The organism is Pelomonas sp. V22 (assembly GCF_030014915.1).
Taxonomy (GTDB): domain Bacteria; phylum Pseudomonadota; class Gammaproteobacteria; order Burkholderiales; family Burkholderiaceae_C; genus JAUASW01.
Genome location: NZ_JAGIXS010000002.1, coordinates 161,025 through 187,137 on the forward strand (window position 1 = coordinate 161,025; position 26,113 = coordinate 187,137).

At 69.3% G+C, this 26,113-nt stretch carries 27 protein-coding genes; 20 read left to right on the forward strand and 7 right to left on the reverse strand.

The genetic code is table 11. The features are described from left to right. The first annotated feature begins 9 nt into the window (after positions 1-9). Positions 10-171 (forward strand): hypothetical protein, encoded by a 162-nt coding sequence (locus J7U46_RS10025; protein ID WP_282825375.1) that lies wholly within the window; start codon positions 10-12, stop codon positions 169-171. 23 nt (positions 172-194) lie between these two features. On the opposite strand, the gene J7U46_RS10030 is transcribed toward J7U46_RS10025, so the two are convergent. Further along, positions 195-665, reverse strand: a complete 471-nt coding sequence (locus J7U46_RS10030) for an Lrp/AsnC family transcriptional regulator (RefSeq protein ID WP_282825376.1) — start codon at positions 663-665, stop codon at positions 195-197. 141 nt (positions 666-806) lie between these two features. Here J7U46_RS10030 and J7U46_RS10035 point away from each other — a divergent pair, with 141 nt between their 5' ends. Beyond that, on the forward strand, positions 807-2,114 hold the full coding sequence (locus tag J7U46_RS10035) for an aspartate aminotransferase family protein (protein ID WP_282825378.1): 1,308 nt from the start codon (positions 807-809) through the stop codon (positions 2,112-2,114). Between the two features lie 12 nt (positions 2,115-2,126). On the opposite strand, the gene J7U46_RS10040 is transcribed toward J7U46_RS10035, so the two are convergent. Both J7U46_RS10040 and J7U46_RS10045 read right to left on the reverse strand, forming a co-directional pair. Beyond that, positions 2,127-2,981, reverse strand: a complete 855-nt coding sequence (locus J7U46_RS10040; RefSeq protein WP_282825379.1) for a hypothetical protein — start codon at positions 2,979-2,981, stop codon at positions 2,127-2,129. Positions 2,982-3,013: 32 nt separating this feature from the next. Beyond that, a complete protein-coding gene (locus J7U46_RS10045; RefSeq protein ID WP_282825381.1) occupies positions 3,014-3,418 on the reverse strand; it encodes a rhodanese-like domain-containing protein in 405 nt (134 codons plus the stop codon). Positions 3,419-3,522: 104 nt separating this feature from the next. Here J7U46_RS10045 and ftrA point away from each other — a divergent pair, with 104 nt between their 5' ends. Beyond that, positions 3,523-4,521: a transcriptional regulator FtrA gene (gene ftrA / locus J7U46_RS10050; RefSeq protein ID WP_282825383.1), complete on the forward strand. Its 999-nt coding sequence runs from the start codon at positions 3,523-3,525 to the stop codon at positions 4,519-4,521. Here ftrA and J7U46_RS10055 read toward each other — a convergent pair. After that, complete coding sequence (locus J7U46_RS10055) at positions 4,482-5,426, reverse strand: class I SAM-dependent methyltransferase (RefSeq protein ID WP_282825384.1); 945 nt, start codon at positions 5,424-5,426, stop codon at positions 4,482-4,484. The genes ftrA and J7U46_RS10055 overlap by 40 nt on opposite strands. 128 nt (positions 5,427-5,554) lie before the next feature. On the opposite strand from J7U46_RS10055, the gene J7U46_RS10060 reads away from it, so the two are divergent. The 5 genes from J7U46_RS10060 (at position 5,555) to J7U46_RS10080 (ending at position 11,003) form a co-directional block, all read left to right on the forward strand. Then, the gene (locus tag J7U46_RS10060; RefSeq protein ID WP_349239491.1) at positions 5,555-6,055 is read left to right on the forward strand and encodes a (2Fe-2S)-binding protein; all 501 of its coding nucleotides are present in this window, start codon (positions 5,555-5,557) and stop codon (positions 6,053-6,055) included. Next, complete coding sequence (locus J7U46_RS10065; RefSeq protein ID WP_282825388.1) at positions 6,052-8,292, forward strand: molybdopterin cofactor-binding domain-containing protein; 2,241 nt, start codon at positions 6,052-6,054, stop codon at positions 8,290-8,292. The genes J7U46_RS10060 and J7U46_RS10065 overlap by 4 nt, the downstream gene beginning before the upstream one ends. Before the next feature lie 120 nt (positions 8,293-8,412). Next, positions 8,413-8,967: a MarR family transcriptional regulator gene (locus tag J7U46_RS10070; protein WP_282825389.1), complete on the forward strand. Its 555-nt coding sequence runs from the start codon at positions 8,413-8,415 to the stop codon at positions 8,965-8,967. Positions 8,968-9,114: 147 nt separating this feature from the next. Continuing rightward, a complete protein-coding gene (locus J7U46_RS10075) occupies positions 9,115-9,558 on the forward strand; it encodes a cell division protein (protein ID WP_282825391.1) in 444 nt (147 codons plus the stop codon). After that, a complete protein-coding gene (locus tag J7U46_RS10080) occupies positions 9,558-11,003 on the forward strand; it encodes a TIGR01777 family oxidoreductase (RefSeq protein WP_282826192.1) in 1,446 nt (481 codons plus the stop codon). The genes J7U46_RS10075 and J7U46_RS10080 overlap by 1 nt, the downstream gene beginning before the upstream one ends. Positions 11,004-11,338: 335 nt before the next feature. On the opposite strand, the gene J7U46_RS10085 is transcribed toward J7U46_RS10080, so the two are convergent. Further along, on the reverse strand, positions 11,339-11,701 hold the full coding sequence (locus tag J7U46_RS10085; protein WP_282825393.1) for a DUF1801 domain-containing protein: 363 nt from the start codon (positions 11,699-11,701) through the stop codon (positions 11,339-11,341). Between the two features lie 75 nt (positions 11,702-11,776). After that, positions 11,777-13,387 carry a D-aminoacylase gene (locus J7U46_RS10090; protein WP_282825395.1) on the reverse strand — a complete coding sequence of 537 codons (1,611 nt, stop codon included), beginning with the start codon at positions 13,385-13,387 and terminating at the stop codon, positions 11,777-11,779. Positions 13,388-13,556: 169 nt separating this feature from the next. On the opposite strand from J7U46_RS10090, the gene J7U46_RS10095 reads away from it, so the two are divergent. From J7U46_RS10095 to J7U46_RS10150, 12 genes are all read left to right on the forward strand, one after another. Further along, positions 13,557-14,216 carry a sigma-70 family RNA polymerase sigma factor gene (locus tag J7U46_RS10095; protein ID WP_282825397.1) on the forward strand — a complete coding sequence of 220 codons (660 nt, stop codon included), beginning with the start codon at positions 13,557-13,559 and terminating at the stop codon, positions 14,214-14,216. A 7-nt stretch (positions 14,217-14,223) separates the two neighbouring features. Then, positions 14,224-14,865 (forward strand): zf-HC2 domain-containing protein, encoded by a 642-nt coding sequence (locus tag J7U46_RS10100; protein WP_282825399.1) that lies wholly within the window; start codon positions 14,224-14,226, stop codon positions 14,863-14,865. Continuing rightward, positions 14,862-16,100 (forward strand): S8 family serine peptidase, encoded by a 1,239-nt coding sequence (locus J7U46_RS10105; protein ID WP_282825401.1) that lies wholly within the window; start codon positions 14,862-14,864, stop codon positions 16,098-16,100. Before J7U46_RS10100 ends, J7U46_RS10105 begins: the two co-directional genes overlap by 4 nt. 32 nt (positions 16,101-16,132) lie before the next feature. Then, positions 16,133-16,807, forward strand: coding sequence for a TorF family putative porin (locus tag J7U46_RS10110; RefSeq protein WP_282825403.1), 675 nt, complete (start codon positions 16,133-16,135; stop codon positions 16,805-16,807). A gap of 114 nt (positions 16,808-16,921) precedes the next feature. Beyond that, the gene (locus J7U46_RS10115; RefSeq protein WP_282825404.1) at positions 16,922-17,323 is read left to right on the forward strand and encodes a hypothetical protein; all 402 of its coding nucleotides are present in this window, start codon (positions 16,922-16,924) and stop codon (positions 17,321-17,323) included. Then, entirely contained in the window at positions 17,320-18,411 is a 1,092-nt protein-coding gene (locus J7U46_RS10120; protein WP_282825405.1) for a hypothetical protein, read from the forward strand. The genes J7U46_RS10115 and J7U46_RS10120 overlap by 4 nt, the downstream gene beginning before the upstream one ends. Beyond that, positions 18,398-19,420, forward strand: coding sequence for a radical SAM protein (locus J7U46_RS10125; protein ID WP_282825406.1), 1,023 nt, complete (start codon positions 18,398-18,400; stop codon positions 19,418-19,420). The genes J7U46_RS10120 and J7U46_RS10125 overlap by 14 nt, the downstream gene beginning before the upstream one ends. Then, on the forward strand, positions 19,417-20,103 hold the full coding sequence (locus J7U46_RS10130; RefSeq protein ID WP_282825407.1) for a class I SAM-dependent methyltransferase: 687 nt from the start codon (positions 19,417-19,419) through the stop codon (positions 20,101-20,103). Before J7U46_RS10125 ends, J7U46_RS10130 begins: the two co-directional genes overlap by 4 nt. Further along, positions 20,100-21,248 carry an amidohydrolase family protein gene (locus J7U46_RS10135; RefSeq protein WP_282825409.1) on the forward strand — a complete coding sequence of 383 codons (1,149 nt, stop codon included), beginning with the start codon at positions 20,100-20,102 and terminating at the stop codon, positions 21,246-21,248. The genes J7U46_RS10130 and J7U46_RS10135 overlap by 4 nt, the downstream gene beginning before the upstream one ends. Next, positions 21,245-22,735 (forward strand): radical SAM protein, encoded by a 1,491-nt coding sequence (locus J7U46_RS10140; protein WP_282825412.1) that lies wholly within the window; start codon positions 21,245-21,247, stop codon positions 22,733-22,735. Before J7U46_RS10135 ends, J7U46_RS10140 begins: the two co-directional genes overlap by 4 nt. A gap of 15 nt (positions 22,736-22,750) precedes the next feature. Continuing rightward, entirely contained in the window at positions 22,751-23,860 is a 1,110-nt protein-coding gene (locus J7U46_RS10145; RefSeq protein WP_282825414.1) for a glycosyltransferase family 4 protein, read from the forward strand. After that, positions 23,857-25,311 (forward strand): oligosaccharide flippase family protein, encoded by a 1,455-nt coding sequence (locus tag J7U46_RS10150; protein WP_282825417.1) that lies wholly within the window; start codon positions 23,857-23,859, stop codon positions 25,309-25,311. Before J7U46_RS10145 ends, J7U46_RS10150 begins: the two co-directional genes overlap by 4 nt. Here the strand turns inward: J7U46_RS10150 and J7U46_RS10155 are convergent. Continuing rightward, complete coding sequence (locus J7U46_RS10155) at positions 25,272-26,111, reverse strand: class I SAM-dependent methyltransferase (RefSeq protein WP_282825418.1); 840 nt, start codon at positions 26,109-26,111, stop codon at positions 25,272-25,274. The genes J7U46_RS10150 and J7U46_RS10155 overlap by 40 nt on opposite strands. Positions 26,112-26,113: the final 2 nt, after the last annotated feature.

Here is a 26,113-nt window from a genome sequence, read left to right on the forward strand (position 1 = left end):
ATCGAAGTCATGAGCACCCTGCCCCTCTTCCTCACGCAATCGCAGCAGTACCTTTTCACCGCCGAAAAAGCAGACCGCCCCTTCGGCAACTGGACCGAGTCCTACGGCATGCCGCTGCTGATCGCCGCCTTCGGCCTCACGGCTTTGCTGGCCCTGCTGCAGCAGGCCTGATCAGACCTGATCAGGCAGAAGACTCAGAGCTCCAGCGCGGTCGTCTTCTTGATCGTCCGCAGCACCAGCATGGAGTTGGAGCGCGCCACCTCTGGCAGATGCATCAGCACCTGGCTGTGCATGCGCTCCAGGTCTTCCGAGTCCCGGTAGGCAAAGCGGATCAGGTAGTCGTTGCTGCCGGCCACGTAGAAGCAGTCCAGGATGTCCGGGCTGTCGCGCACCGCCTGTTCAAAGGCCGACAGCGCCGCCGGACTGACCCGCTCCAGGTTGATGATGGTGTAGCTCGTGCCCTGCTTGCCCACGGCCTTGGCGTTGACCAGGGCCACATAGCGGTCGATCACGCCGCTGTCTTCCAGCTGCTTGACCCGCCTGAGGCAGGCCGACGGGCTCAAATGCACACGTTGGGCCAGGTCCACATTCGAAAGCCGGCCGTCTTGCTGCAGCTCCCGCAGGATGGCCCGGTCGATCGCATCCAGTTTCACTTCTGAGTTCATTGTTGGAATTTCCTGCGAATGACCCATCATGCCATCGCAGAAAGTTGTGCAAACAGGGGTATCACCCACGCCGACGCGCCTGCACATTGCGCCGGGATCTGCCTAGACTGCGGCATCACCGAACAAGCTGGAGATATCGCTATGGCCAAGGACCTCGACGCCTACTGGATGCCCTTCACCGCCAACCGCCAGTTCAAGAAGGCGCCACGCCTGCTGACCCGCGCCGACGGCATGTACTTCACGGATGACAAGGGCCGCCAGATCCTCGACGGCATCGCCGGCCTGTGGTGCGTGAACGCCGGCCACAACCGGCCCAAGATCGTCAAGGCGATCCAGGACCAGGCCGCCGAGCTGGACTTCGCACCGCCCTTCCAGATGGGCCATCCCAAGGCCTTCGAGCTGGCCGAGCGCCTGGTGCAGCTGACGCCAGACGGGCTCAACAAGGTCTTCTACACAAACTCGGGTTCGGAGTCGGTCGACACCGCGCTGAAGATGGCCATCGCCTACCACCGCGTGCGTGGCGAGGGCGCGCGCACCCGCTTGATCGGCCGCGAGCGCGGCTACCACGGCGTCAACTTCGGCGGCATCTCGGTAGGTGGCATGGTGGCCAACCGCAAGATGTTCGGCACCATGCTGGGCGGCGTGGACCACATCCGCCACACGCACGACCCGGCCCGCAATGCCTTCAGCGTGGGCCAGCCGGCGCATGGCGCCGAGTTCGCCGACGACCTCGATAAGCTGATCGCCTTGCACGATGCCTCGACCATCGCCGCCGTGATCGTCGAGCCGGTGGCCGGTTCCACCGGCGTGCTGATCCCGCCGCAGGGCTACCTGCAGCGCCTGCGCCAGATCTGCGACAAGCACGGCATCCTCTTGATCTTCGATGAGGTGATCACCGGTTTCGGCCGCACCGGCAACCCGTTCGCGGCCCAGACCTTCGGCGTCACGCCCGACCTGATGACGGTGGCCAAGGGCCTCACCAATGGCTGCGTGCCCATGGGCGCGGTGTTCGCGACGCAGACGATCTACGACGCCTTCATGAACGGCCCCGAGCACCTGATCGAGTTCTTCCACGGCTACACCTACTCGGCCCATCCGCTGGCCTGCGCCGCTGCCCTCGGCACGCTGGACACCTATGCCGAGGAAGGCCTCCTGACCCGCGCCGCCGAGATGCAAGCCTACTTCGCGGAATGCCTGCATTCGCTCAAGGGCGAGCCGAACGTGATCGACGTTCGCAACATCGGCCTGGTGGGCGGCGTGGAGCTGGCGCCCTTGCCCGGCGAGCCGGCCAAGCGGGCTTTCAATGTGTTCCTCGACTGCTGGGACAAGGGCCTGCTGATACGCACGACCGGCGACACCATTGCGCTGTCGCCACCGCTGATCATCGAGCGCGAGCACATCGACCGCATCATCGACACGCTGCGCGGCGCCCTGAAACGGGCCGCCTGAGCGGCGCCTGCCTCAGTCCAGCAGGCCGAGGCAGGCCTCTGCCAGCCGCTCGGCGGCCGCCGGCTTCAAGCGCAGGACCATGTCGGGCTCGATCAGCTCAAGCTCCATCAGGAGCGGGCCTTGCTCATCGGGGATCAGGTCCACCCGCGCATAGAGCGGCACCGAGGGCGCGGCCGCCAACACCTGCTGCGCCACCGCCTGCTCCAGCTCGCTGGCCTCATGCAGGCGGACCGCCGCATAGACGGCCGCGCCACCGGAGAACGAGGGCTTCGCAAAGGCATGGCTGTACTGCCCAGCGATGTAGACCAGGCAGCGCTCCTCGGCCTCCTCGACCACGGCCATATAGGGCTGGACCAGCGCCGCGCCCTCACTCAGCAAGCGGCTGAGGTGCTGTTCGCCGGCCTCGGCCAGCTGATCGAGCCGCAGGCGCCGCGCACCGCTCGCGCCGGCACCGACGGCGGGCTTGAGTACCAGTTCTTGCCAGCCCTGCTGTGCCGCGATGGCTTGCAGCGCCGGCCGCTCTTGCGCTTCGACGAACACCGTGGGCAGGCAGCGCACGCCGCGTGCCGCCAACTCACCGAGGTAGCGCTTGTCGGTGTTCCAGCGCATCAGCGTCACCGGGTTGACAAGGCGGGTCTGCACGGCCGCCTGATCGAGCCAGGCGAGCCAGGCTGCGGGCATCAGGTGGTAGTCCCAGGTCGAGCGGATCAGCGTGAGGCGGCTGGCGCTCCAGTCCACGGCGGCGTCGTTCCAGACCGCGCAGCGAACCGCGCAGCCCTGCGCACGCAGGGCCTCGGCCAGCAGAAGATCGTCTTCGGAGCCCTGAGGCAGCCCCTGGTGGGTGACGAGGGTGACGTCAAATCGCAAGGGCTTTCCTTTCAGAAATGCGACGGGTTTGTTCAGGCGACGGCGGCCACGGTTTCCAGCTCGAAACCCTCGTCGATCCAGCCGGTTATGCCGCCCGGCATCACCTTGACCGGGCGGCCGAGGCGGGCCAGGCGCAAGGCGCCGCGCGCGGCGCCATTGCAATGCGGGCCGGCGCAGTAGGTGACGAAGAGCGTGTCTTCGGGCCAGGCCGCCATCTTGCTGGCCACGATCTTGCCATGCGGCAGGTGGATGGCGCCGGGCACATGGCCGGCTGCGTAGGCGGCGGCCGAGCGCACATCCAGCAGCACGAAATCCATGCCGCGCTGGACAGCGTCATGCACATCCCAGCAGTCGGTTTCAAACGTGAACTCGGCGGCGAAATGCGCTTCGGCGAGATGGGACGGGGCGGCGGGAATCGCGGTCACTTCGGTGGGCATGGGATCAAGCTCCGGGTTGGGTGAAGGAAGGCCTCCATGGTGGCCAGGGCCTCGCTGGATCACAATTGGCGCAAAAGCCATTTATCAACAAGATCTCGCCAAGCATGAAAACCAAGGCCAAGACAGCGGTCCGGGGCGCCCAGGGCCCCCTGGTCGTCGCGCCCATCTACGACGGTCTCTGCACCTTCGAGTTCGCCATCGTGGCCGAGGTCTTCGGGCTTGCACGGCCGGAGATGGGGTCGGGCTGGTACCGCTTCGCCAGCGCTGCCGTTGAGCCTGGGCCCTTGCGCGCTCACGGGGGTCTCACCGTGTCGACGGACGGCGGCATCGAGCTCCTGGACCAGGCCGACCTGATCGTCATGGCCGGCTGGAAAGGCGCCCAGGTGCCCGTGCCGGACGAACTGACGCGCCGCCTGAAGAAAGCCTGGAAACGCGGTGCCCGACTGGCCTCGATCTGCTCGGGCGCCTTCGTGCTGGCTGCAACCGGCCTGCTCGATGGCCGCCGTGCCGCCACGCATTGGCGCTATGCCAAGACCTTGCGCGAGACTCACCCCGGCATCGAGGTGGACGACAGCGTGCTCTACGTCGAGGAAGACCGCGTGCTGACCTCGGCCGGCAGCGCCGCCGGCATCGACCTGATGCTGCACATCGTGCGCAGCGACTTCGGCACCGAGGCCGCCAACAGCGTGGCGCGCCGCCTGGTCATGCCGGCGCACCGCAGCGGCGGCCAGGCCCAGTTCATCGAGCGGCCGGTGCCGGCTGACGGCGGCAGCCGGCTCGCTGAGTTGCTTGAACAGGTGCGGGCCGACCTGCGTGCACCCTGGACCGTGCCCCGCATGGCCGGCGCGGCGGCGATGAGCCCGCGCAGTTTTCTGCGCCGCTTCACCGAGGCGACCGGCCAGCCACCCGGCCAATGGCTGACCGGCGAGCGGGTGGAAGAAGCCAAGCGCCTGCTGGAAGCCAGCCAGGCCTCGGTCGAACAGGTGGCCGACGCGGTCGGCTTTGGCAGCGTGCAGGCGCTGCGCCATCACTTCCAGGCCCAGCTGGGCTTGTCGCCGCGTGGCTACCGCGATGCGTTTGGCAACAGGTCCGGTGCGCGATAGACCAGCACCTTCAGCGAGCGCTCGTCCGACACATCGGCAAAGGCCGGAGGATTGGCCACGCGCTCGACAAACGTCAGCTCCGGTGCCAGCTCTCGCATCTGGTCTTGCAGGAAGGCGAGGCCCAGTTCCGGCGCGTTGAGGCACAGGAGCGCATGGCCGCCCGGCACCAGCAGATCGGGCAGGCGGCGCATCAGGCGGGCGTAGTCCTTGGTCGCCACGAAGCTGCCCTTCTGGTAGCTCGGTGGGTCGACGACGATCAGCTCGTAGGGCCCGCCGCGCGTGATCTTGCCCCAGGTGCTGAAGATGTCGTGGGCCAGGAAGCTGGCGCCGGTCGTGATGCCATTGAGCTGGTGGTTCTGCTGGCCAATCGTCAGCGCGCCCTGGCTCATGTCGAGGTTGAGCACCTGGCGTGCGCCGGCCTGCAAGGCCACGACCGAGAACGCGCAGGTGTAGGCAAACAGGTTCAGCACCTTGACCCGGGATCGCGCGGCTACATGCTCACGCACCCAGCGCCGCCCAGCCGCCATGTCGAGAAAGAGGCCATGGTTCTGACCGCGCAGCACATGGAGGCGGTAGCGCGCGCCCTCCTCGCTCACCACATGGGGCTCGGGCACGCTGCCGGCCAGCAAGCGGGTTTCGGCCCGGCCTTCGTTGCGGCTCTGGAACACGAGGTTCAGGGCCTGGCCGGGCGCCAGCTGTGCCCAACGTTCAGTCAGGGCCGTCTGCGCGGTGGCGAGCTCTTCGTCGGTCACCTGCTGGAAGCTGGTCAAGAGCCAGACCGGCGCCAGCCAGTCCAGCGTCCATTGCTCGCAGCCCGGATAGCGGCCGCCCCGGCCATGGAACAGGCGTTCGGCCTCGGTGGCGGGCAGGTCCATCGTGGCGATGGCGTTCAGAAGAGCATGCATGGGGGCGATCAGCGATCAGCTCGGAGAAAAGGCGCGACAGCATAAGCCCATGGCACAGGGCAAGGCGGGCATCAGGCGCTAAGCTCCGCGCCATTGCAGTTTTTGCCGCGAGGTCTGAGCCCATGCCCATCTACAGCCTGAACATCAATGGCGCCCAGCGCGAGGTCGACGTGGCCGGCGAAACGCCGCTGCTCTGGGTGCTGCGCGACTCCCTGGAACTCACCGGCAGCAAGTACGGCTGCGGCATCGGCGCCTGCGGCGCCTGCACCGTGCACCTGAACGGCGTACCCACGCGCTCCTGCATGACGCCGGTCTCCACCGTGGGTCGCAAGCAGGTCACGACCATCGAGGGCCTGGACCCCAAGGGTGCTCATCCGCTGCAGCAGGCCTGGCTGGAGCTCGACGTGCCGCAATGCGGCTACTGCCAGGCCGGTCAGCTGATGAGCGCCGCAGCCTTGCTCAAGGAGAACCCGAAGCCGACCGACGCCGAGATCGATGGCGCCATGTCGGGCAATCTCTGCCGCTGTGCGACCTACACGCGGATAAGGGCCGGCATTCATCGCGCGGCGGAAATCGCCGCAGCGCCGGCCAAGCCAGCCGCCAAGACCAGCAAGAAGGTGGGCGCATGAGCACCGCAGCCAACACCAGCCGCCGCGCCTTCCTGCGCAACACCGCCGCCGGCAGCGGTGGCCTGATCCTCGGCCTGTATTTCTCGCCCGGCGTGGCGGCTGCCGTGGCCGCGCCCGCAGCCGGCACGGCCTTCAAGCCAAATGCCTTCATCACGATCTCCGACAAGGGCGTGGTCACCCTCGTCTCCAAGCAGCCCGAGATCGGCCAGGGCATCAAGACCTCGCTGCCCATGGTGCTGGCCGAGGAGCTGAGCGTGGACTGGCGCGATGTGGTCATCGTGCAAGGCGACCTGGACCCGATCTACGGCAGCCAGAGCGCCGGCGGCTCCACGTCCACGCCGACCAACTACCAGGACTTCCTGCGCCTCGGCGCCACGGCACGCCTGCTGCTGACCCAGGCCGCTGCGCAGACCTGGGGCGTGCCGGTGGAGGAATGCCTGGCCGAGAACTCCGTGGTCACCCATGCCAAGACCGGCCGCAAGCTCAGCTATGGACAACTGGCCACCAAGGCAGCCACCCTGCCCGTACCGGACGCCGCCAGCGTCAAGCTGAAATCGCCCAAGGACTACAGGCTGCTCGGCCAGCGCATAGGCGGCGTGGACAACGCGGCCGTCGTCACCGGCAAGCCGCTGTTCGGCATCGACATCAAGCTGCCCGGCATGCTGTACGCCGTCTACGAGAAATGCCCGGCTTTCGGCGGCAAGGTGCTCAGCGCCAACCTGGCGGCGATCAAGGCCCTGCCCGGTGTGAAGGATGCGTTCGTCATCGAAGGCACCGCCAACCTGAATGGCTTGATGCCCGGCGTGGCCATCGTGGCCGAATCGACCTGGGCGGCCTTCAGCGCACGCAAGCAGCTGAAGGTGCAGTGGGACGAAGGCAAGGCCGCGGATGAGAGCTGGGACGGCTTCACGCGCCAGGCCGAGGCCTTGGCCAAGCAGCCCGGCGCCCAGGTGCAGCGCAAGGACGGCGATGTAGCGGCGGCGCTGGCCGCGTCCGCCAAGACGGTGGAGGCCGCCTACAGCTACCCCTTCATCTCGCATGCCAGCATGGAACCGCAGAACTGCACGGCCTGGTTCAAGGATGGGAAAGGCGGCGCCCTGGAGCTGTGGGCGCCGACACAGAACCCGGCCTCGGGCCAGAACCTGGTGGCAGCCACGCTCGGCATACCCAAGGAAAAGATCCTGCTGCACATTACCCGCAGCGGTGGTGGTTTCGGCCGGCGCCTGAGCTCGGACTTCATCGTCGAGGCCGCCGCCATCGCCCAGCGTGTCAATGCACCGGTCAAGCTGACCTGGACGCGTGAAGACGATTTGCGCCACGACCATTTCCGCGCCGGTGGCTTCCACTTCCTGCGCGGCGGTGTCGATGCGCAGGGCAAGCTGACGGCATGGCACAACCACTTCGTCACCTTTGCCAACCGCGTGATGCGCGACGGCAAGTCGGTGCTACAACCGGGCAGCGGTGCCAACCTCTCGGGCGACGAGTTCCCCGGCCGCTGGCTGGCGAACTGCCTGATCGAGCAGACGCCGCTGGAATGCACGATCCCGATGGGCCCCTGGCGCGCGCCGGGCAGCAATGTGTTCGCCTGGGTGTTCCACAGCTTCATCGATGAGCTGGCCCATGCAGCCGGCCGCGACCCGCTCGCGTTCCGCCTCGAGCTGCTCGGCGAACGCGACCTCGTGCCCGGCACCGGCGAGCGCGGCACGCCCTACAACGTGGGCCGCATGCGCGCCGTGCTGAAGGAAGTGGCGGCCAAGGCCGGCTGGGGCCAGAAGAAGTTCCCGCGCGGCCAAGGTGCGGGCATTGCCTTCCACTTCAGCCATCGCGGCTACATCGCCGAGGTGGCCGAGGTGACGGTCACGAAGAGCGGCCAGTTGAAGGTAGACCGCGTGGTCGTGGTCTCCGACATCGGCTCGCAGATCGTCAACCTGAGCGGCGCCGAAAACCAGGTCGAGGGCTCGGTGATCGACGGCCTCGGCACCCTGATGCACCCCGAGCTGGACATCCAGCGCGGCCGCATCGTGCAGAGCAATTTCGGCGACTACCCGCTGCTGCGCATTGCCGACACGCCGCCGAAGATCGAGGTGCATTTCCTGCGCAGCGATCAGCCGGTGACGGGCCTGGGCGAACCGGCCTTCCCGCCGCTGGCGCCGGCCGTCTGCAATGCCATCTTTGCCGCCACCGGCAAGCGCGTGCGGCAGTTGCCGCTGAGCCGCACGGACCTGAGCTGGCGCTGAGCTGAGCCTGAGCTGAACCCGAAAGGCCGGCACTGACCGCAGCCGGCGGCCTGTAAAGGGTTCTTGACGGGCCGTCCGTTTAGTTCTCTAATTTCTGCAACGACAGAAATAAGAGAGATCATGCCGCTGAGCCCCCTGAGCCCCACGACGCAGAAGTTCGTACTCCACTGGGGAGAGATGGGCAGCCGGTGGGGCGTCAACCGCACGGTGGCACAGATCCACGCGCTGGTCTTCTGCAGCCCCTCTCCCGTGAATGCCGAAGAGATCGCCGACACGCTGGAAGTGGCCCGCTCCAACGTCAGCAACAGCCTGAAGGAACTGCAGGCCTGGGGGCTGCTGCGGGTGGTCCACCTGCCGGCCGACCGGCGCGACCACTTCGTTGCCCACCAGGACATCTGGGAGATCTTCCGGGTCGTGATGGACGAGCGCAAGAAGCGCGAGCTCGATCCCACGCTGCAGGTGCTGCGCGAATGCGCGGCCGAGTCGGCCCAGGACGGCGCCTTGGACGCCTCCACCCGCCAGAAGATGGAGGGCATGCTGGAGTTCATGGAGATCTTCATGCGGGCCTATGACGACTTCAAGCAGCTGCCCACGCCCACGCTGAAGCGCTTGCTCAAGGCGGGCGGCAGCATCGCCCAGTTCCTGGGCCCGGACAAGAAAGCGGCCAAGCGATGAGCGCCGCCCCCGCTCTGCTGCTGTTCTTCGTCTGCTCTCGCGCTGGCTGGGCTATGGCGCTACGCAGACCTGCAACGGCGATCAATGCAGCATCGGCAATCCTTTCCTGAAGCGTTGAAGGCAGCTGTTGCAGGCTCGAAAGGCATCATGGAGTCAAGAAATCACACGCGCCAGTACCTGGTTGGATACCTGTACCTGGCAGCGATGGCCCACCTGCTTGCAGGGCTGGCCCTGCCCTGGATCGCCGATGCGGCGCTGTTCGACGGCTACCACCGCAGCATCGAGCAGCAGTTCTGGTCGGGCAGCGCGCCGCCGCCGGCGCGGCCACAGCAGCTCTGGTGGATCGCCTTGTTCGGCGCCACGGTGCAGAACCTGGCCGTGTGGATGCTGGCCCTCGTACACCTGGGCCATCGCCACCGGCTGCGCGCTGCCTGGGGCTGGCTGATCGCTGGCCTGCTGCTGTGGGCGCCACAGGACATGCTGATCTCGCTGCAGGCCAAGGCCTGGCCGCACCTCTGGCTCGATGGCGCCGTGCTGCTGGCGCTGCTGCCGCCGTTGCTCTGGCTCTGGAACAAGGACCGTCCCTCATGATGAACACCCTGCCGGCCCTGGACTGGGCCATCGCGCTGCTGATCGCCCAAGGTCTGATGGGCGCCTTGGACACGCTCTACCACCACGAACTGCACCAGGACCTGCCGCACCAGCCACGGGCCCGGCGGGAGCTCGCCCTCCATGCCGCTCGCGCCCTGCTCTACGGCCTGCTGTTCGCGGGCATCGCCAATTTCCAGTTCCACGGCGCCTGGACCGGCGTCATTGCCGGCCTGGTGCTGGTGGAGGTGCTGCTGACGCTGTGGGACTTCGTCATCGAGGATGGCAGCCGCAAGCTGCCCGCGTCAGAGCGCGTGCTGCACACGGTACTGGCGATCAACGGCGGCGCCCTGTTCGGCCTCTACGCGCTGCAGCTGGCGCAATGGGCGGCGCTGCCCACGGCCCTGGTTATTGCTGATCTTGGCTGGCGCGGGTGGCTGCTCGACCTGCTGGCCGCCGGCGTGATCCTGTCCGGCCTGCGCGACGCCCTGGCCGCACGGCGGCTGGCACGCCGCAGGCCGGTGGACAACCCCTTTGCCGGTCTGCCGCACCAGCGCCTGCTGGTCACCGGCGGCACGGGCTTCATCGGCGAGGCCCTGGTCGGGCAGTTGCTGGAGGCCGGCCACGCGCCCACCCTGCTGGTGCGTGATCCCTTGCGCGCCGCCTACCAGTTCCAGGGGCGGGTGCGCTGCATCACGGCCTTGTCGCAGCTGGATGCCGAGGAGCGCTTCGATGCCGTGATCAACCTCGCGGGTGCGCCCGTCTTGGGGCCCCGCTGGAGCCCGCGCCGCCAGGCCCAATTGCTGGCCAGCCGTGTCGGCGTCACCGAGGCGCTGGTGCAATGGCTGGGGCGAACCCGCGTCAAGCCCACCACCTGGATCCAGGCCTCGGCCATCGGCTACTACGGCGTGCGCGATCCCGGGGAGCGGCTGGACGAAGCCAGCGCGGCCGGCGGTGGCTTCATGTCGGCCCTGTGCAGGCAATGGGAGGCTTCGGCAGCGCCTGCGCAAGCGATGGGGCTGCGCAGCGTGGTGCTGCGGCTCGGCGTGGTCTTCGGGCCGGGTGGCGCCCTGCCGCCCCTGCTGCTGCCGCACCACTTCGGCCTCGGCGGGCGCCTGGGAGATGGCCGCCAGGTGATGAGCTGGATCCATCGCGAAGATGTCCTGCGCCTCATCGCCCGGTCCCTGCATGAAACCAGCATGCAAGGCATCTACAACGCCGTCGCACCCGAACCCATCAGCCAGGCCGAGTTCGCCCGCTGCGTGGGCCGGGTGCTGCGCCGGCCGGTCTGGCTGCATCTGCCAGCCGCACCGCTGCGCTGGGCGGCAGGCGAAATGGCCCAGCTGCTGCTCGACGGCCAATGCGTGCTACCGCAGCGGCTGCAACAGCAGGGTTTCAAGTTCCGCTTTGCCCGCCTGGAGCCGGCGCTGCGCGACTTGACGGCTTGATGGCTTGATGACCTGTCAGCGGCGCCCGGCGCCTGCTCACCGAGTTGCGCCCGCTCCACCTCGCTCAGCAAACGCGGCTGGCGCAGCGGCGTACCGGCCGGCATGTCGAAGCAGAGATTGCGCAGATAGGCACCGCTCAGGCGAGCCCCGTCACCGAGACCATCGCCCCAGCGGCCCGGCCACATTGGCGAGGCCCGACGAAGCCACTGGGCTCCAGGCATCGCCAGTGTTCAGCCGCAAGCGGGCCGTGCTGGCACCGCAACGCACCGTTCATCGGCAAACGCCAACAGCTTCAATCAATGGAACAGACAGGGCGCCGAAGGCTGCAATGGACATCAAGCAGAAGCCCTGCTGGCCTCAAGTGCCAGCGGCAAATACTGCGCCAGATGCTTGCTCTTGATGTCAGCCTGCGACCTGAGCTTCAGGTGCCTCCGTCCTTTGCCCGCGCCTTCGAGATGGCCGAACTCATCGCAGATGCTCGCGCCTCGGCCGAACTCGACGGACACATGCTCCTTGTAGGCGAAGACACCGCAGAACTGGACCTCCGAAGCAAACAGAATGCCGCCGTACTTGACCTCCTCCGCTACCTGGGGGAATTCCTTGCGGACCAAGGCGCGAACGGCAGTGACGATTTCGTACTGACCTTCGCCGAGCAGGCGGATGTCTTCGAGCAGGGACTGAACCGATTTCGTTGCCATGGCCGCGATCGAAGGAGTGAGCGAGCCTGCATGCTAGTCAAGGGCTGCTGACATCCGCTGTCAGCAGCAGCAGCTTCATCGTGACGCCGGCCCGCGCAGCGCCACGCCGGCCCTGGCGCCACTGTGCCGGCCGCCCTCCATCGTCACCACGCCATTGACCACCACCGCGTCGAAGCCTTCCGACAGCTGGTGCGGGTTCTCGAAGGTCGCACGGTCGCGCACGGTCTTGTCGTCGAAGATGACGATGTCGGCGGCGTAACCGGGGCGCAGCAGGCCCCGGTCCCGCAGCTGGAAGCGCTGGGCGGCTAGCGAGGTCATGCGGCGCACCGCTTCTTCCAGGCGCATCACCTGCTCCTCGCGCACGTACTTGCCGAGCACGCGAGCGTTCGTGCCGTAGCTGCGCGGGTGCGGCATGCCGGTGCCGCTCTGCACGCCGCCATCGGCGCCGACCATGGCGAAGGGCCAGGCCATGATGCGGCGCACGTCTTCTTCGCTCATGCCATGGAAGGTCATCTGCGCGCCACCGGCCTGCACGATGTCGAGCAGGGTCTCAATCTCCGCCTCCATCGTGGCCGGGCGGCCGCGCTGCAGATTGATCTGGCTGATGTTGCGGCCATTCAAGGCGGGCTCGGGCGCGTGGCGGGCCACCACGGCATAGGAGAAATCAGGTCGCTGATTGCGCCGGGCGCTCTTCAGGATGTCGGCCGCGATGCGGGCGCGGTCGGCCGGGTCGGCCAGGCGCTTGCTGATGGCCGCCTGCCCGCCCTCGACCGCCCAGTCGGGCAGCACCACGCTCAGCTGCGTGCTGCTGGCGGTGTAGGGGTACTGGTCGATGGTCACGTCCAGGCCATCGGCCCGGGCCTTCTCCACCAGGGCCAGGGTCTCGCGCGAGCGGCCCCAGTTGGCCGGCGCGCCGACCTTGAAGTGCGAGATCTGCACCGGCAGGCCCGCCTGGCGGCCTATGTCCAGCGCCTCATTGATGGCCTCGACCACCTTGCTGCCCTCGTCCCGGATGTGCGAGGCATAGACGCCATGGTGGCGTGCCGCCGCGCGGGCCAGGCCCACCACCTCGGGCGTGTCGCTGTAGAGGCCGGGCAGGTAGATCAGGCCGGTCGAGAGTCCCACGGCGCCCTCGTTCATCGCCTGGTCGACGAGGGCCTCCATGCGCTTTTGCTCCTCGGGCGTGGCCGCGCGCCGCGCCAGGCCCATCACCTGCTTGCGCACTGTGTTGTGGCCGACCAGCGAAGCCACATTGACCGATACGCCATCGTTGGCCATGCGCTCGAAGAAGGCCTGGATGCCCAGCTCCTCCGAGGCCCCGCAGTTGCCGGTGATCAGGGTGGTCACGCCATCGTGGACGAAGTTGTCGGCCGTGGGCCGGGCGAACAGGTTGCCCTCGATATGGGCATGGGTGTCGATGAAGCCGGGCGCGACGATGTGGTCATGCGCGTCGATCACGCGGCTGGCCCGGGCGCCGGCCAGGGGCCCGATGGCGGCGATGCGGCCGTCCTTGATTGCCACATTGGCGCGGTACCAGGCATTGCCGCTGCCATCGACGATGCGGCCGCCGCGTATCAGCAGGTCATAGTCAAGCGGCGCGACCGGCGGCACCGGATTGGCGCAGGCTGCCAGCAGGCCAGCCATCAACAGGGTGGAGAAGGTACGGCGCACGGCAAGGGCTTTCATGAGGAAAAGCAAGTCAGAAGACGGTCCATTATGGGAAGCCGGCTCTCGACCACAATCGGCAATCGCAGCAATCGGGCGCCGCTTGGTTGTCCGGCGCGCTGATCGCACCGCCGCAGAGAAACGGAGAGAATTTCTCCGTATCAACCCTAGGGCTTGAACCTTCTGCGCCGTGGCCGGCATACACGGCGATATCAACGGGGACACCATGCCGAACTGGCAGCTCTTCAAACGCGGGACCACGCCACCCGCCACCACGGTACGCGGCAAGGCCGGCAGCGAGGCGCTGGAGCTGGCGCTGCTGCGCGGCGTTCAGCAGGGGCAGCACCGTGACTTCGAAGCGCTGTACCGCCTCTACCACCCGCGGCTGCAGCGCTTCGTGCTGCACCTGACCCGCCATGCCGACCTGGTCGACGAGGTGCTGGACGACACCATGCTGGTGGTCTGGCAGCGCGCCACCAGCTTCGACGGCAGCAGCAAGGTTTCGACCTGGGTGTTCGGCATCGCCTACCGCAAGGCGCTGAAGGCCCTGAGCCGGCTCGACCTGCCACAGGAAGACCCCGAGGAAGACCAGCAGGCCGACCCCGCGCCCGGCCCCGAGCTGCGGCTCGGCCAGTCGCAGCAGCTGCGCCACCTGCTGGCGGCGCTCGGAGAGCTGTCGGCCGACCACCGGGCGGTGATCGAGCTCTGCTACTTCCACGACATGAGCCACGCCGAGATCGCCCAGGTCGTGGCCTGCCCGCCCGAGACCGTCAAGACCCGGATGTTCTACGCCCGCCGGCGGCTGCGCACGCTGCTGGCCGAGCTGTGGGACGAACCCGCCGTTGAGTGAGACAGCCATGAGTACCGTCGTTCCCATCGATAGAGACCCCCACGCGGCCGTGCTGGCCCAGTTGCCCTGGTATGCCCGGGGCCAGCTGGACGACGCCGAGATGGGTGAGGTGCAGGCCCACCTGGCGAGCTGCCCCGACTGCCGCGCCGAGCTGGAGGCCGAGCGGCCGCTGCAGGCGCTGCTGGCCACCACGCCACTGTCAGACGCTGGCCTTGGCAGCGCGGACGCCGGCCTGGCCCGGGTGATGCAGCGCATTCGCGCCGGCGCGCCGGCGCCAAGGCCCGCAAGCGCGAGTCAACCGCGCTGGCTGGCCTGGCTGGTCGGCCTGCAGGGTGGCGCCATCGCCTGCCTGCTGATGCTGCTGGTCTGGACCCAGCTTGAGCCGCCTGCCTACCGTGCCCTCTCCAGCGCCGCGCCCGTGCCCACGAGCCAGGCCCAGGCCCTGGTGATGTTCTCGGCCGACGCGAGCGAACGGCAGATCCGCGCCGCCTTGCAGACCGCCGGCGCCACCCTCGTCGGTGGCCCGACCGACAGCGGCGCCTATGTGCTGCGCCTGCCCGCCGCCGGCCAGCAGGCCGCGCTGCAGCGGCTGCGCCAACAGCCCGGCGTCACGCTGGCTGAAACGCTCGACCCGGGGAGCCTGCGATGAAATTCGGGCACTGGCTCGGCCTGCTGATGCTGACCCTGAGCCTTGCCGGCCCGCTGCAGGCGAAAGCCGCCGAACCCGAAAGCGCGCTGGACGACGCCGAGCGCCAGCTGCTGGTCATGCTGCCGCTGCCCAAGCCGCATTTCCGTCCCGAAGGCAGCTATGGCGGCCGCTATGGCGATGGCGCCGCCTCGCCCGCCCGCCGCCGCCTCGCCGCCGAACTGGCCAAGTCCCATGGCCTCGTCCTGCTGAGCGACTGGCCAATGCAGCCCATCGGTGTGGACTGCTTCGTGATGCGCCTGCCGGCGGGCGACGCCCGCACCACAGGACAACTGGCCGAGCAGCTGTCACAGGATTCGCGCGTGGCCTGGTCGCAGGCGATGCAGGTGTTTCACGCGCAGGCCCTGCCGCCCGCATCGCAGCCGCCGCAGAAACCGCTATACGCGGCGCAGCCGGCGGCACGGCAATGGCATCTGAACGAGCTGCACCAGCTCGCCACCGGCCGTGGCGTCAAGGTCGCCGTGATCGACAGCGGCATCGCCGAGCAGCACCCTGACCTCGCCGGCCAGTTGATCGTCAACGAGAACCTGATCGATGCGCGGCCCACGCCGGCCGAGAGCCACGGCACGGCCGTGGCCGGCATCATCGCGGCGCGCGCCGACACGGCCCAGGGCGGGGTCGGCATTGCGCCGCAAGCCCGGCTCCTGGGGCTGCGCGCCTGCGCCCAGCGCAGTGAGAGCGAAACGCTCTGCACCAGCCTCAGCCTCGCCAAGGCACTGATGGCCGCGATCCAGCGCGAGGTGCAGGTGATCAACATGAGCCTGACCGGCCCATCTGATCGCCTGCTCGCCGCGCTGATCGACCAGGCCACCGCACGCGGCCAGTTGGTCGTCGCGGCGCTGGCGCCCGGCAGTCGCGGTTTCCCGGCCACGCATCAGGGCGTGCTGGCCGTGGCGGATGCGCCGCCCTTGCCCAGCGGGGCCGTGCTGGCCCCCGGCCGCGACGTGCCCAGCACCCAGCTTTCGGGCTGGGGGCTGGTGTCGGGTTCCTCGTTCTCTGCTGCCCATGTCTCGGGCCTGCTCGCCCTGGTGCGCGAGCGTGCCGGCGCGCGCGAACCGCTGGGCCGGGCCGCCCTGGTGACCGACACCAGCGGCCGCATCGATGCCTGCGCCAGCCTGCTCAAGCGCGGCGGTGGCCGCGCTTCGGCCTGCGCGGCCTTGGTACAAACGCCGGAGTGATGCCCGCTTCCCGCTCACCCGCTCCGCTGTTGATGGCGCTGCTGCTTCTGCTGGCGGCACTGCTGTTGCCGCCGGCTGCCCAGGCCGAGGTCAACGGCAGCGTCTCGCTGCATTCCGACCTGCGCTATCGCGGCGTCTCGCTCAGTGCGGACAAGCCCCAGGGCCAGCTCAGCCTGGCCTACGACGGCCGCGATGGCTGGTATGCCGGTGCCATGGCCACCCACGTGGACTTCTACACGCGCAGCAGCAGCCCGCTGCTGCTGGGTTACCTGGGCCGCGTGATGCCGCTGGCCCAGGGGCTGGACTGGGAAGCGGGCCTCAGTGCCAGCCACTATCCGTCCAAGGACTTCTACGACTACCAGGAGGCCTACCTGGGTCTCTTGTCCGAACGCTGGCAACTGCGGCTGAGTTACTCGCCGCACTACTACGGCCGCGCCGCCTCCACGCTTTATGCCGAGCTGACGACGCGCTGGCCCCTGGCGGCAACGCTGGACGTCTTCGCAGGCCTCGGCGTGCTCAGCACGCGCGACGAAACCCGCAATCCCCATGGCCCGACCCGCATCGACACCCGCAGCGGCCTGGCGCTGCGCCTCGGTCAGGCTGAGGTGCAACTGGCCTACATCACCTTGAGTCGCGGCGGCCCTTACTCCGGCCCGTTCGAGGCGCGGCCGCGCCGCCTGATCCTGAGCACCAGCCTGGCTTTCTGATCTGCGTTTTGAACCGCCGCGCCCGCTGGCGGAATCCATGTCCGGCGCCGTCGTGGGCGCGAAGGACTGCAGATGCGACTTTCGATTCTTCCCCTGGCTGCACTGACAGGCGCAATGCTGGCCAGCTGCGGCGGCGGCTCGGGCGACGGGCTGGACAGCAACGGCCGCCCACTCGGTGAAGGCACCAACCCCAGCGGGCCGCTGCTCGCCACCCATGCCTCCATCCAGGCTCATGTCTTCACGCCGGTCTGCACCGCCTGCCATGCCGGAGCCGCCGCACCGCAGGGACTGCGCCTGGACGCCGCAAACAGCTACAGCATGCTGGTCGGCGTGAACAGCGCCGAGGTGCCCTCGCTGCGCCGCGTCGCGGCCGGCAATCCGGACCAGAGCTACCTGATCCAGAAGCTCGAAGGCCATGCGGCCGTCGGTGCTCGCATGCCGCTGGGCGGCCCCTACCTCGATGCCGACACGGTCGCCAAGATTCGCCAATGGATCAGCAACGGAGCACCGCAATGAGCAAGCTGCCAGACTCATTGTTCCGGGCGCTGATGGCGCTTTGCCTGATGCTGGGCCTCACGGCTGTTCGCGCCGAGCCCTATCTGGCCGTGCAATCCGGCCTCAAGTGCGTGGCCTGCCATGTCAACCCGACCGGTGGCGGCCTGCGCAATGCGCTGGGCGTCGCCTTCGGGCAGCGCTCGCTGCCAGCCAACACGCCCGACGGCATGGAGGGCTGGAACGGTGCGCTGACCGACTACCTGCGCCTTGGCGGCGACTACCGCGCCAGCCGCAAGCAGGCCAGTGTGCCGGGCCAGGCCAGCCAGACCGAGAGCGGCGTCGACCAGTTCCGCCTCTATGGCGAGCTGAAGCTGCTGAACGAACATGCGGCCCTCGTGATCGACGAATGGCTGGCGCCTGGCAAGGCGCAGCGACAGGAGGCCTATCTGCGCCTGGCGACCTCTGGCCAGGCCTGGTACTTGAAGGCCGGCCAGTTCTACCTGCCCTTCGGCTGGCGGCTGCAGGACAGCAGCAGCTTCGTGCGATCGATCAGCGGCATCAACATGACCGCACCCGACAAGGGCGTGGAGCTGGGCATGGAACACGATCAGTGGTCGGCCCAGCTCAGCTTCACGCGCGGCCCCGGCAACAAGGGCACGGGCCAGGGCCACCAGGTGGGTGCGCAGCTGATCCATCTGCAGAGCTGGGGCCGGGTCGGCCTGGCCCTGGCCGACACCAGCGCCGCAGGCGGCAAGCGCCGCGCCATCGGCGCGTTTGGTGGCGCGAACTACGGGCCCGTCACCTACCTCGTCGAAGTGGACCTGGTCAGCGACGACGGCTATCCCGAGGGGCGACGGCGCATGCTGGCCGCCCTGGCCGAGGCCAACTGGCTGGTGCAGCAAGGCCACAACCTGAAGCTGACGCTGGAGGCCCTGGACCCCGACCGCCGGGTCGCCAACGACCGCAAGGTGCGCCACAGCCTGGTCTACGAATACGCGCCCTTGCCCTTCGTGCAGCTGCGGGCCGGCTACCGGCGCTACGACGGCATTCCGCAGAACGCCTTCGACAACCGGCGCCAGAGCTTCCTGGAGCTCCATGGCTACTTCTGAACCGAAAGGTCTCGCGACGGGCCTGCAGCAGTTGCCCCTGGTCACGCTCTACCTGACCGAGCGCTGCAACTCGCGCTGCGTGAGCTGCGACTACTGGCGCCACGGGCGCGCGCAGCTGAGCCTCGAATCGGTGCAGGCGCTGCTGCCGGAGCTCAAGCAGCTCGGCACGCAGGCCGTGCTGGTATCCGGCGGCGAGCCGCTGCTGCATCCGCAATGGGCCGAGATCGCCGCGCTGCTGAAGGCGCAGGGCCTGCAGCTGTGGCTGCTGACCGCCGGCCTCGCCCTGGCCAAGCATGCCGAGCAGGTCTGCGCGCTGTTCGACACGCTGACCGTCTCGATGGACGGGGCCGATGCTGCCACCTACACGACCATCCGGGGCGTCGACGCCTTCGACGCCGTCTGTGCCGGGCTGCGCGCGGCCGCGCGGCTCGGCAAGCCGGCCACGCTGCGTTGCACCGTGCAGGGTCGCAATTTCCGCCAGCTGCCGCGCCTGGTGGCGCTGGCGCATGAGCTCGGCGCTGCGGGCATCTCCTTCCTCGCTGCCGACCTCAACAATGCCGAGGCCTTCGGTCGCATCGCCGATGCGGCGCGGCCCGAGAGCCTGGCGCTGGGCATCGACGATCTCGCTGCGTTCGAGCAGCTGCTCGCTGAGATGGAGCGCACGCTGGCCCCCGACTTCCAGAGCGGCTTCATCGCGGAAAGCCCTGCCAAGCTGCGCCGCATCCATGCCCACTACCGCGCATTGCTGGGCCTTGGCGACTTTCCGCCGGTGCGCTGCAACGCGCCCGAGTTCTCGGCGGTGCTGGAGGCCGGCGGCGGCGTGCGGCCCTGCTTCTTCATCCCGGGCCCGCCGCCGGCGGGAACGCTGACGCAGTCCATCAACAGCCCGGCGATGCGGCAGTTGCGCGAATCGATTCGTTGCGGCGAGCAGCCCGAATGCCGCCGCTGCGTCTGCTCGATGTGGCGCGAGCCGGCGGCGCTGCAGCGCCAACTGGAGCCTGCGCTGTGAGCACCGACCAAGCCCTGGCCAACCGCGCGGCCTACGACCGCTGGGCCGACAGCTACCCGCCGCTGCCGCACAACGCCCTGATGCTGGCCGAGCAGTCGGCCATGCTGGAACTGCTGCCGCCGATGGCCGGCCAATGCGCGCTGGACCTGGCCTGCGGCACCGGCCGCTATTCCCGCCTGCTGGCACAACGCGGCGCGAGCTCGGTGATCGCCTGCGATTTCTCGCCCGGCATGCTGGGCCATGCCAGCCCCGCCCTGCAGCGGGTACGCGCCGACATGATGTACCTGCCTTTCCGTACGGCCTCGTTCGATCTGGTGCTGGCTGGGCTCGCCGTCGGCCATGCACCCGACCTGGGGCGCTGGCTCGAGGGCGTGGCCGCCGTGCTCAAGCCGGGCGGCCACCTGCTCTATTCGGACTTCCATCCCGATGCCGCACGCGCCGGCATGACGCGCAGCTTCGTCGATACCGAGCAGCGCCTGCATGTGCTGCAGCACCGCGCCTACGAGTTGCTGCAGCACCGCGAGGCCGCCACGGCAGCAGGCTTCGAAATGGAAAGCCTGATCGAAGTGCGGCCCGGTGAAGGCCATGGCCTGGCCTTCGATGCCAAGCCGGCCATCGCGCAGCGCTGGCCGGGCCTCGCCCTGGTGCTGGCCGTGCGGCTGCGCAAGCGGGAGCTGGCATGAGCCTCCTCTTCATCAATGGCGGCGAGCCCGGGCCAGAGCAGCTGCGGGTGGTGGGCGATCGCATCGCTGACGCGAGCGCGCCGCCGCAACCGGGCGAGACCGTCATCGACCTCCAAGGCGACCGGCTGCTGCCGGGGCTGATCAATGCCCACGACCACCTGCAGCTCAACGCCCTGCCCCGGCTGCGCTACCGGCCGCGCTACAGCCACGTCGGCGAATGGATTGCCGACATCGACGCCCGCCGCGCCGAGGACCCGCTGCTTCGGGCCAACCAGGCGATCCCGCGCGAGCGGCGCCTGCTGATCGGCGGCCTGAAGAACCTGCTCAGCGGCGCGACCACGGTGGTGCATCACGATCCGCTGTACCCGTCGCTGCAGGCGCCGGGCTTCCCGGTGCGGGTGCTGCAGCCCTATGGCTGGTCGCATTCGCTGGGGCTCGATGGTGCCGAGCAGGTGCAGCGCTCGTTCCGCGCCACACCGCTTGAACAGCCCTGGATCATCCACGCGGCCGAAGGCCTGGATCAGGCCGACGAGTTCGAGCTGCTGGACTGGCTGGGCTGCATTGCGCCGAACACGGTGCTGATCCACGGCCTCGCATTGACGCCGGCCCAGCAGCAGCGGCTCGCGGCCCGTGGCGCCAGCCTGGTGTGGTGCCCGGGCTCCAACCTGCACCTGTTCTGGCGCACGCCCGAGGTCCGGCCCCTGCTGGAGCGCGGCTGCCTGCTGCTCGGCAGCGACTCGCGCATCAGCGGCCAGCGCGACCTGCTGGACGAGCTGCCGCTCGCCCGCGAGCTCGCTGGCTTGAGCGAGCCCGAACTAGAAGCCCTCTTGACCGCGCGTGCGGCCGAGCGCCTGCGCCTGCCGGACCGCGGCCGCCTGCAGGCCGGCCTGCTCGCCGACCTGCTGGTGCTGCCCGCCGGCCTGAGGCTCAGCGAGGCACGCCGCGCCGATCTGCGTCTGGTGATGCTGGGCGGCCAGCCCTGCTCCGCGCATCCGCTGCTGGCCGGGCATTGGGAGGCCGAGATGCTGCCGGTCGAACTCGATGGCCAGCCGCGCTGGCTGGCGCGCGAGCTGGTGCAGCAACTGGCCGACGCCGAGATCCAGGAAGCGGGCCTCGCACTGAAATCCACGGAGCTGCTGACATGAGCCGGCCGGTGCTGCTGATCAATCCGCGCATCACGTCCAAGCCGCGCTTCCCGCTGGCGGTGATGCAGCTGGCCACAGCGCTGCAGCCCCGCCACGAGGTGCAGATCCTCGATGGCAATGTGCATGCCGACCTCGCTGAGCGCGCGGCGGCCCTGGTCGCCAGCCAGGACTTCGCCGCCGTGGGCCTCAGCGTGATGGGCGGGCCGCAGTTGGTGAGCGCCCTGGCCGTGTCGCAGGCGATCCGGAAGGCGGCGCCGCAGCTGCCCATCGTCTGGGGCGGCTACTTCCCCAGCATCTGCCCGGAGGCCGCGCTGAATGGTTCGCCGGTGGACTGCGTGATACGCGGTCCTGGCGAGGCCACGTTGCCCGCGCTCTTGCAGGCGCTGGAGGACGGCACGTCGCTCGAAGGCATTGACGGCCTGTCCTGGCGGCGTGACGGCCGCGTCGTGCACAACCCGGACCGCGCGTTCTCGGCCGAGGCCTTGCAGCAGCCGCTGGACTATCACGCCGTGGACCAGCCTCAGCAGTACCTCAGCCCCACCTACCTCGGCCGGCGCACCACCGGCTACCAGGCGGCACTGGGCTGCCGCTACCGCTGCAGCTTCTGCGGTGTGGCCGCGATGTTCAAGGGCAAGACCGCGTTGCCGGCCGCCGAGCGGCTGGACCGGGACCTGCACTACCTGCGGAGCGAGTTCGGCGCCGACTCGGTGCAGTTCTACGACCACAACTTCTTCGACCGCGAGGCCGCGATGCTGCCGCTGCTGGAGGTGCTGGCCCACCACGGCCTGCCCTGGTGGTGCTATGCCCGCGCCGATGCGCTGGCTCAGCTGTCGGACAGCGGCTGGAGCCTGGTCAAGCGCAGCCGGCTGCGCATGGCCTACATCGGCGTGGAGACGCCCAACGAACAGCTGCTGCGCGAGATGCGCAAGGGCACGCATGCCGACCAGACGCTGGCCGCCGTCGAGCAATGCCGGCGCCACGGCGTGACGCCCGAACTGTCCTTCATGCTCGCCCCGCCGCAGGACCCTGAAGGCGAGACCGAGCGCTGCTTCGACTTCATCCGCCGCATCAAGCGCCTGCATCCGGCGGCCGAGATCATGCTGCACATCAACACGCCGCTGCCGCCCTCGATGCTGGGCGGGCGCAAGCCGGTGTCGCCGCTGCAGCTGCGCGACACGCAGGGCCGCGCCGTGCGCTTCCCCGACAGCGCTGCGGGCTGGGCCGAGCCCGCCTGGGTCGCCTACTGGTGCCACCGCAATGCGCCCTGGGTCAGCGAGCGGCTGCTGGAGCGCATCCGTGGCTTCACCACCGTGCTGGGCTGCCGCTTCCCCACGATCACCGACATCCGTGCGCCGCGCTGGCAGCGCCAGGCGCTGAGCGCCGGCGCGGCCTGGCGCTACCGCTTCCAGCACTACGAGCGGCCCTGGGAGCTGCAGATGATGCAGCGCCTCGTGCGCCTGTGGGACCCGCAGCTGGCGGGGCTCTGAAACCAGGGGCTGGCGATGCTCAAGGTGGCGCAGATCAGCTTCCATGTGGACCCGGCCGGCCGCGCGCCCGAGGCCTTGCTGCAGGCCTGGCCCACCGTCGTCGACCTGGCGGAGTGCGCGGCCGGCGCCGGCGTCTCGGTCAGCGTGCTGCAGGCCAGCCGGCGCGGCGGGCAATTTCGGCGGAACAGCATCGACTACCGCTTCCTGCCCACGGAGACCCGCGTCGAGTGGCATGACTTCGCCCGCCAGCTGCACGAGCTCGCACCGGACCTGCTGCATGTGCAGGGTCTCGGCTTCCCGGCCGAGATCGGCTGGCTGACCGAGGCGCTGCCTGGTCGGCCGCTGCTGCTGCAGGACCGCGCCGACCAACCGCCGCGCCGCTGGTGGCGCTGCCTGCGGACCCGGCGCAGCCTGGCTGCGGCCGATGGCCTGCTGTTCTGCTCGCACGAGCAAGCGCTGCCCTGGCGCCGGCAAGGCCTGCTGGCCACACAGACCCGCATCTTCGAGCTGCCCGGTTCGAGCAGCCGCTTCGGCGTCGCCGATCGCGAGGAGGCGCGGCGCCTCACCGGCCTGCAGGGCGATCCCGCCATGCTCTGGGTGGCGCATCTGGACGACAACAAGGACCCGCTGACCGTGCTCGAGGCCGTGGCGCTTGCGAGCGAACAGCTGCCGGCGCTGCAGCTATGGTGCTGCTTTGACCGCGCGCCGCTGCTAGAGCGCGTGCAGGCGCGCATCGCCGCCGACCCACGCCTGGCCGGGCGCGTCCACCTGCTCGGCCGCCTGCCGCACCACGAGGTGCAGCGCTGGATGGGTGCGGCCGATGCGCTGGTGCAGGGCAGTCATCGCGAGAGCACCGGCTACACGGTGATCGAAGCCCTGGCCTGTGGCCTGCCACTGCTGGTCTCCGACATCCCGGCCTTCCGTGCGCTGGCGGGTGCCGAGCCGCCGGGGCGCTTGTGGACGCCCGGCGATGCGCAGGCACTGCACGCCGCCCTGCTCCATCTGGCGCACCAGCCGCCTGCGGCGCTGCGGGCCGCGGCCCGCGCGCGTTTCGAGCAAGCACTCTCGTTCGAGGCGCTGGGTCGCCGCCTGGCGGCCGTCTACCAGGAGCTCGCGGCCCCGTGAACAGCCTCGCGCCCGCCCCATTTCGCCAGGCCTTCCTGATCAACCTGGCCTCCACCTCGGTGGCCCAGCTGTCGGCCTTCGTGCTGTCACTGTTGCTGGCGCGGCTGCTGACGCCGGCCGAGCTCGGCGTCTACACGCTCGCGGCCCTGATCGCCGGCTTTGCCCACCTGCTGCGCGACTTCGGCGTGTCGGCCTTCCTGCAGCGCGAGCCCGAACTCGGACCGCAGCACATCGGCTCGGCCCTCGGCCTGCTGTTGCTGACCAGCCTGTGCAGCACAGCCCTGCTGCTGCTGGCCAGCGAACCGCTGGCCGCCGCCTACGGCATGGCCTTGCTCGCGCCCACGCTGCAGGTGCTCGCGCTGGGCTTTGTGCTGCTGCCGTTCAGCAGCGTGGTCGCGGCCCTGCAGCAACGGGCGTTGGCCGCCGCGCGCATCGCCTGGGTCTCGCGGCTCGGCGGCATCGCCCATGCCACCACGGCGCTGCTGCTGGCCTGGCAGGGCTGTGGCCCCCTGAGCCTGGCCTGGGCCACCGTGGCCGCCATCGTGGCCTGCAACCTGGCGCATTTGTGGTTCTGCCCGCCGGGCCTCAGCTGGCGGCCCTCGACGCAGCATTGGCCCGCCATTGCAAGACTGGGCGCCGGCACCCTGCTGGCAAACGCGGCCAGCAGCCTCAACCAGGCCCTGCCCGGCCTGCTGCTGGGCCGTTGGGGCGGCGCCAGCGAGCTGGGGTTCTATGCGCGCGCCGCGTCGCTGGCCCAGCTGTTCGTCAGCCTGTCCGGGCCGGCGGCCAACTTCGGCATGCTGCCGCGCCTCGCGCAAGGCCACCACGAGGGTGGCGGCGTCGCGCCGCTGCTGCAGCGAGCGACCGTGCTGCTGACGGGCGTGGGCTGGCCGGTGCTCGTCTTTTGCGCCCTGTTCGGTGAAGACCTGGTGGCCCTGCTCTACGGCGCGGCCTGGTTGCCCGGTGCTGCGGCCATTCCTGCCCTGGCCTTGAGCACGGCGCTGGCCCTGCCCTTTCACTACCTGGGCGCTGCCTTCGCAGCGACAGGCCAGCCGGCACGGGCCGCCGGGCCTGCTGCCTGCAGCGCCGCGCTGCGCCTCGCGGTGCTGGCCTGCTGGTTCGGCGGCGACGCTGCGTCGATGGCGCGGGGGCTGCTGCTGGCCAGCTTGCTCGCCCTGCCCTTGATCGCCTGGATGCAGCAGCGCTGGCTGGGCTTGGCGCCGCTGGCACTGCTGAAGGCGCTGCAGCCCAGCCTGCTCGTGGCGCTGGCCTGCGCCGCCGCTGGCGCGGTGCTGCACGAAGTGCTGGCCCTGCTTCCCACGGCCGAGCGCCTCGCGCTGGCCCTGCTGGCCCTGCTGCCCTGCTGGCTCCTGTCGCTGCGCCTCAGCCGCCATCCGCTGGCCGATGAACTTCAGGCCGGCGGCCGGCGCTTCATCACGATCAGGAAATGATCACCCAGCGCCCGCACCCCCGGCCAGCCGGCCACGCGCCGGTCCAGCCGCCACAGCCGCTCATGCCATTGCGGGCGGCGCTGGCGCAAGCCGTCCAAATAGGGCGGCGGCACGAACACACAAAGCCCCCGGTGGTGTTCCAGCGTGAAGTGCGGCTCGAAGGCGCGGTAGAACTCGGCGGGCGTGTAGTAGCGCGTCCAGATCCGGTGCTTGTTCATGCCGACGGACACGGTGTCGCGGGCGAAGCGCACCGCCACGCGCGACCAGCGCCGCTGCAGCGCATAGTGCGCAATCTCCCAGGGGCACCAGCGGCCGATCACGGTGAACACCAGCTGGCCGTCGGGTTTCAGCAGCCGCGCGCACTGTGCCGCCAGCGCTGCAAGATCGGGCACACAGTTCAGGGGGCCGAGGTCGGAGTAGGCGCCGTCGAAAAGGCCGTCACCCTCCAGCCGGTCCAGCTCCTGGCCGCCGAGGGGCAGCGCATGGACGCGGTCGGCAAGGTCCTGTGCAGCCGCGCGTTCGCGCGTGCGCTCGACCATGGCTGGCGACCAGTCCGTGGCCCAGACCTCGTGGCCGAGGCCGGCCATGCGCACCGCATCGAGACCGGTGCCGCAGCCAATGTCGATCAGGCGCGCGGGCGCGGGGAAGCGGCGGTCCAGCCAGCGCCACATCTCGTTGCGCATGTCCTGGATCGCGCCGTTGTTGCCTCGCGGGCCGTCGTAGTCGGCGGCCACGCTGTCGAAGGCGGCGCGGGTGTCGGCCAGGTGTTGTTCAAGTTCGTCGGTGAGGGCTTGGGTCATGG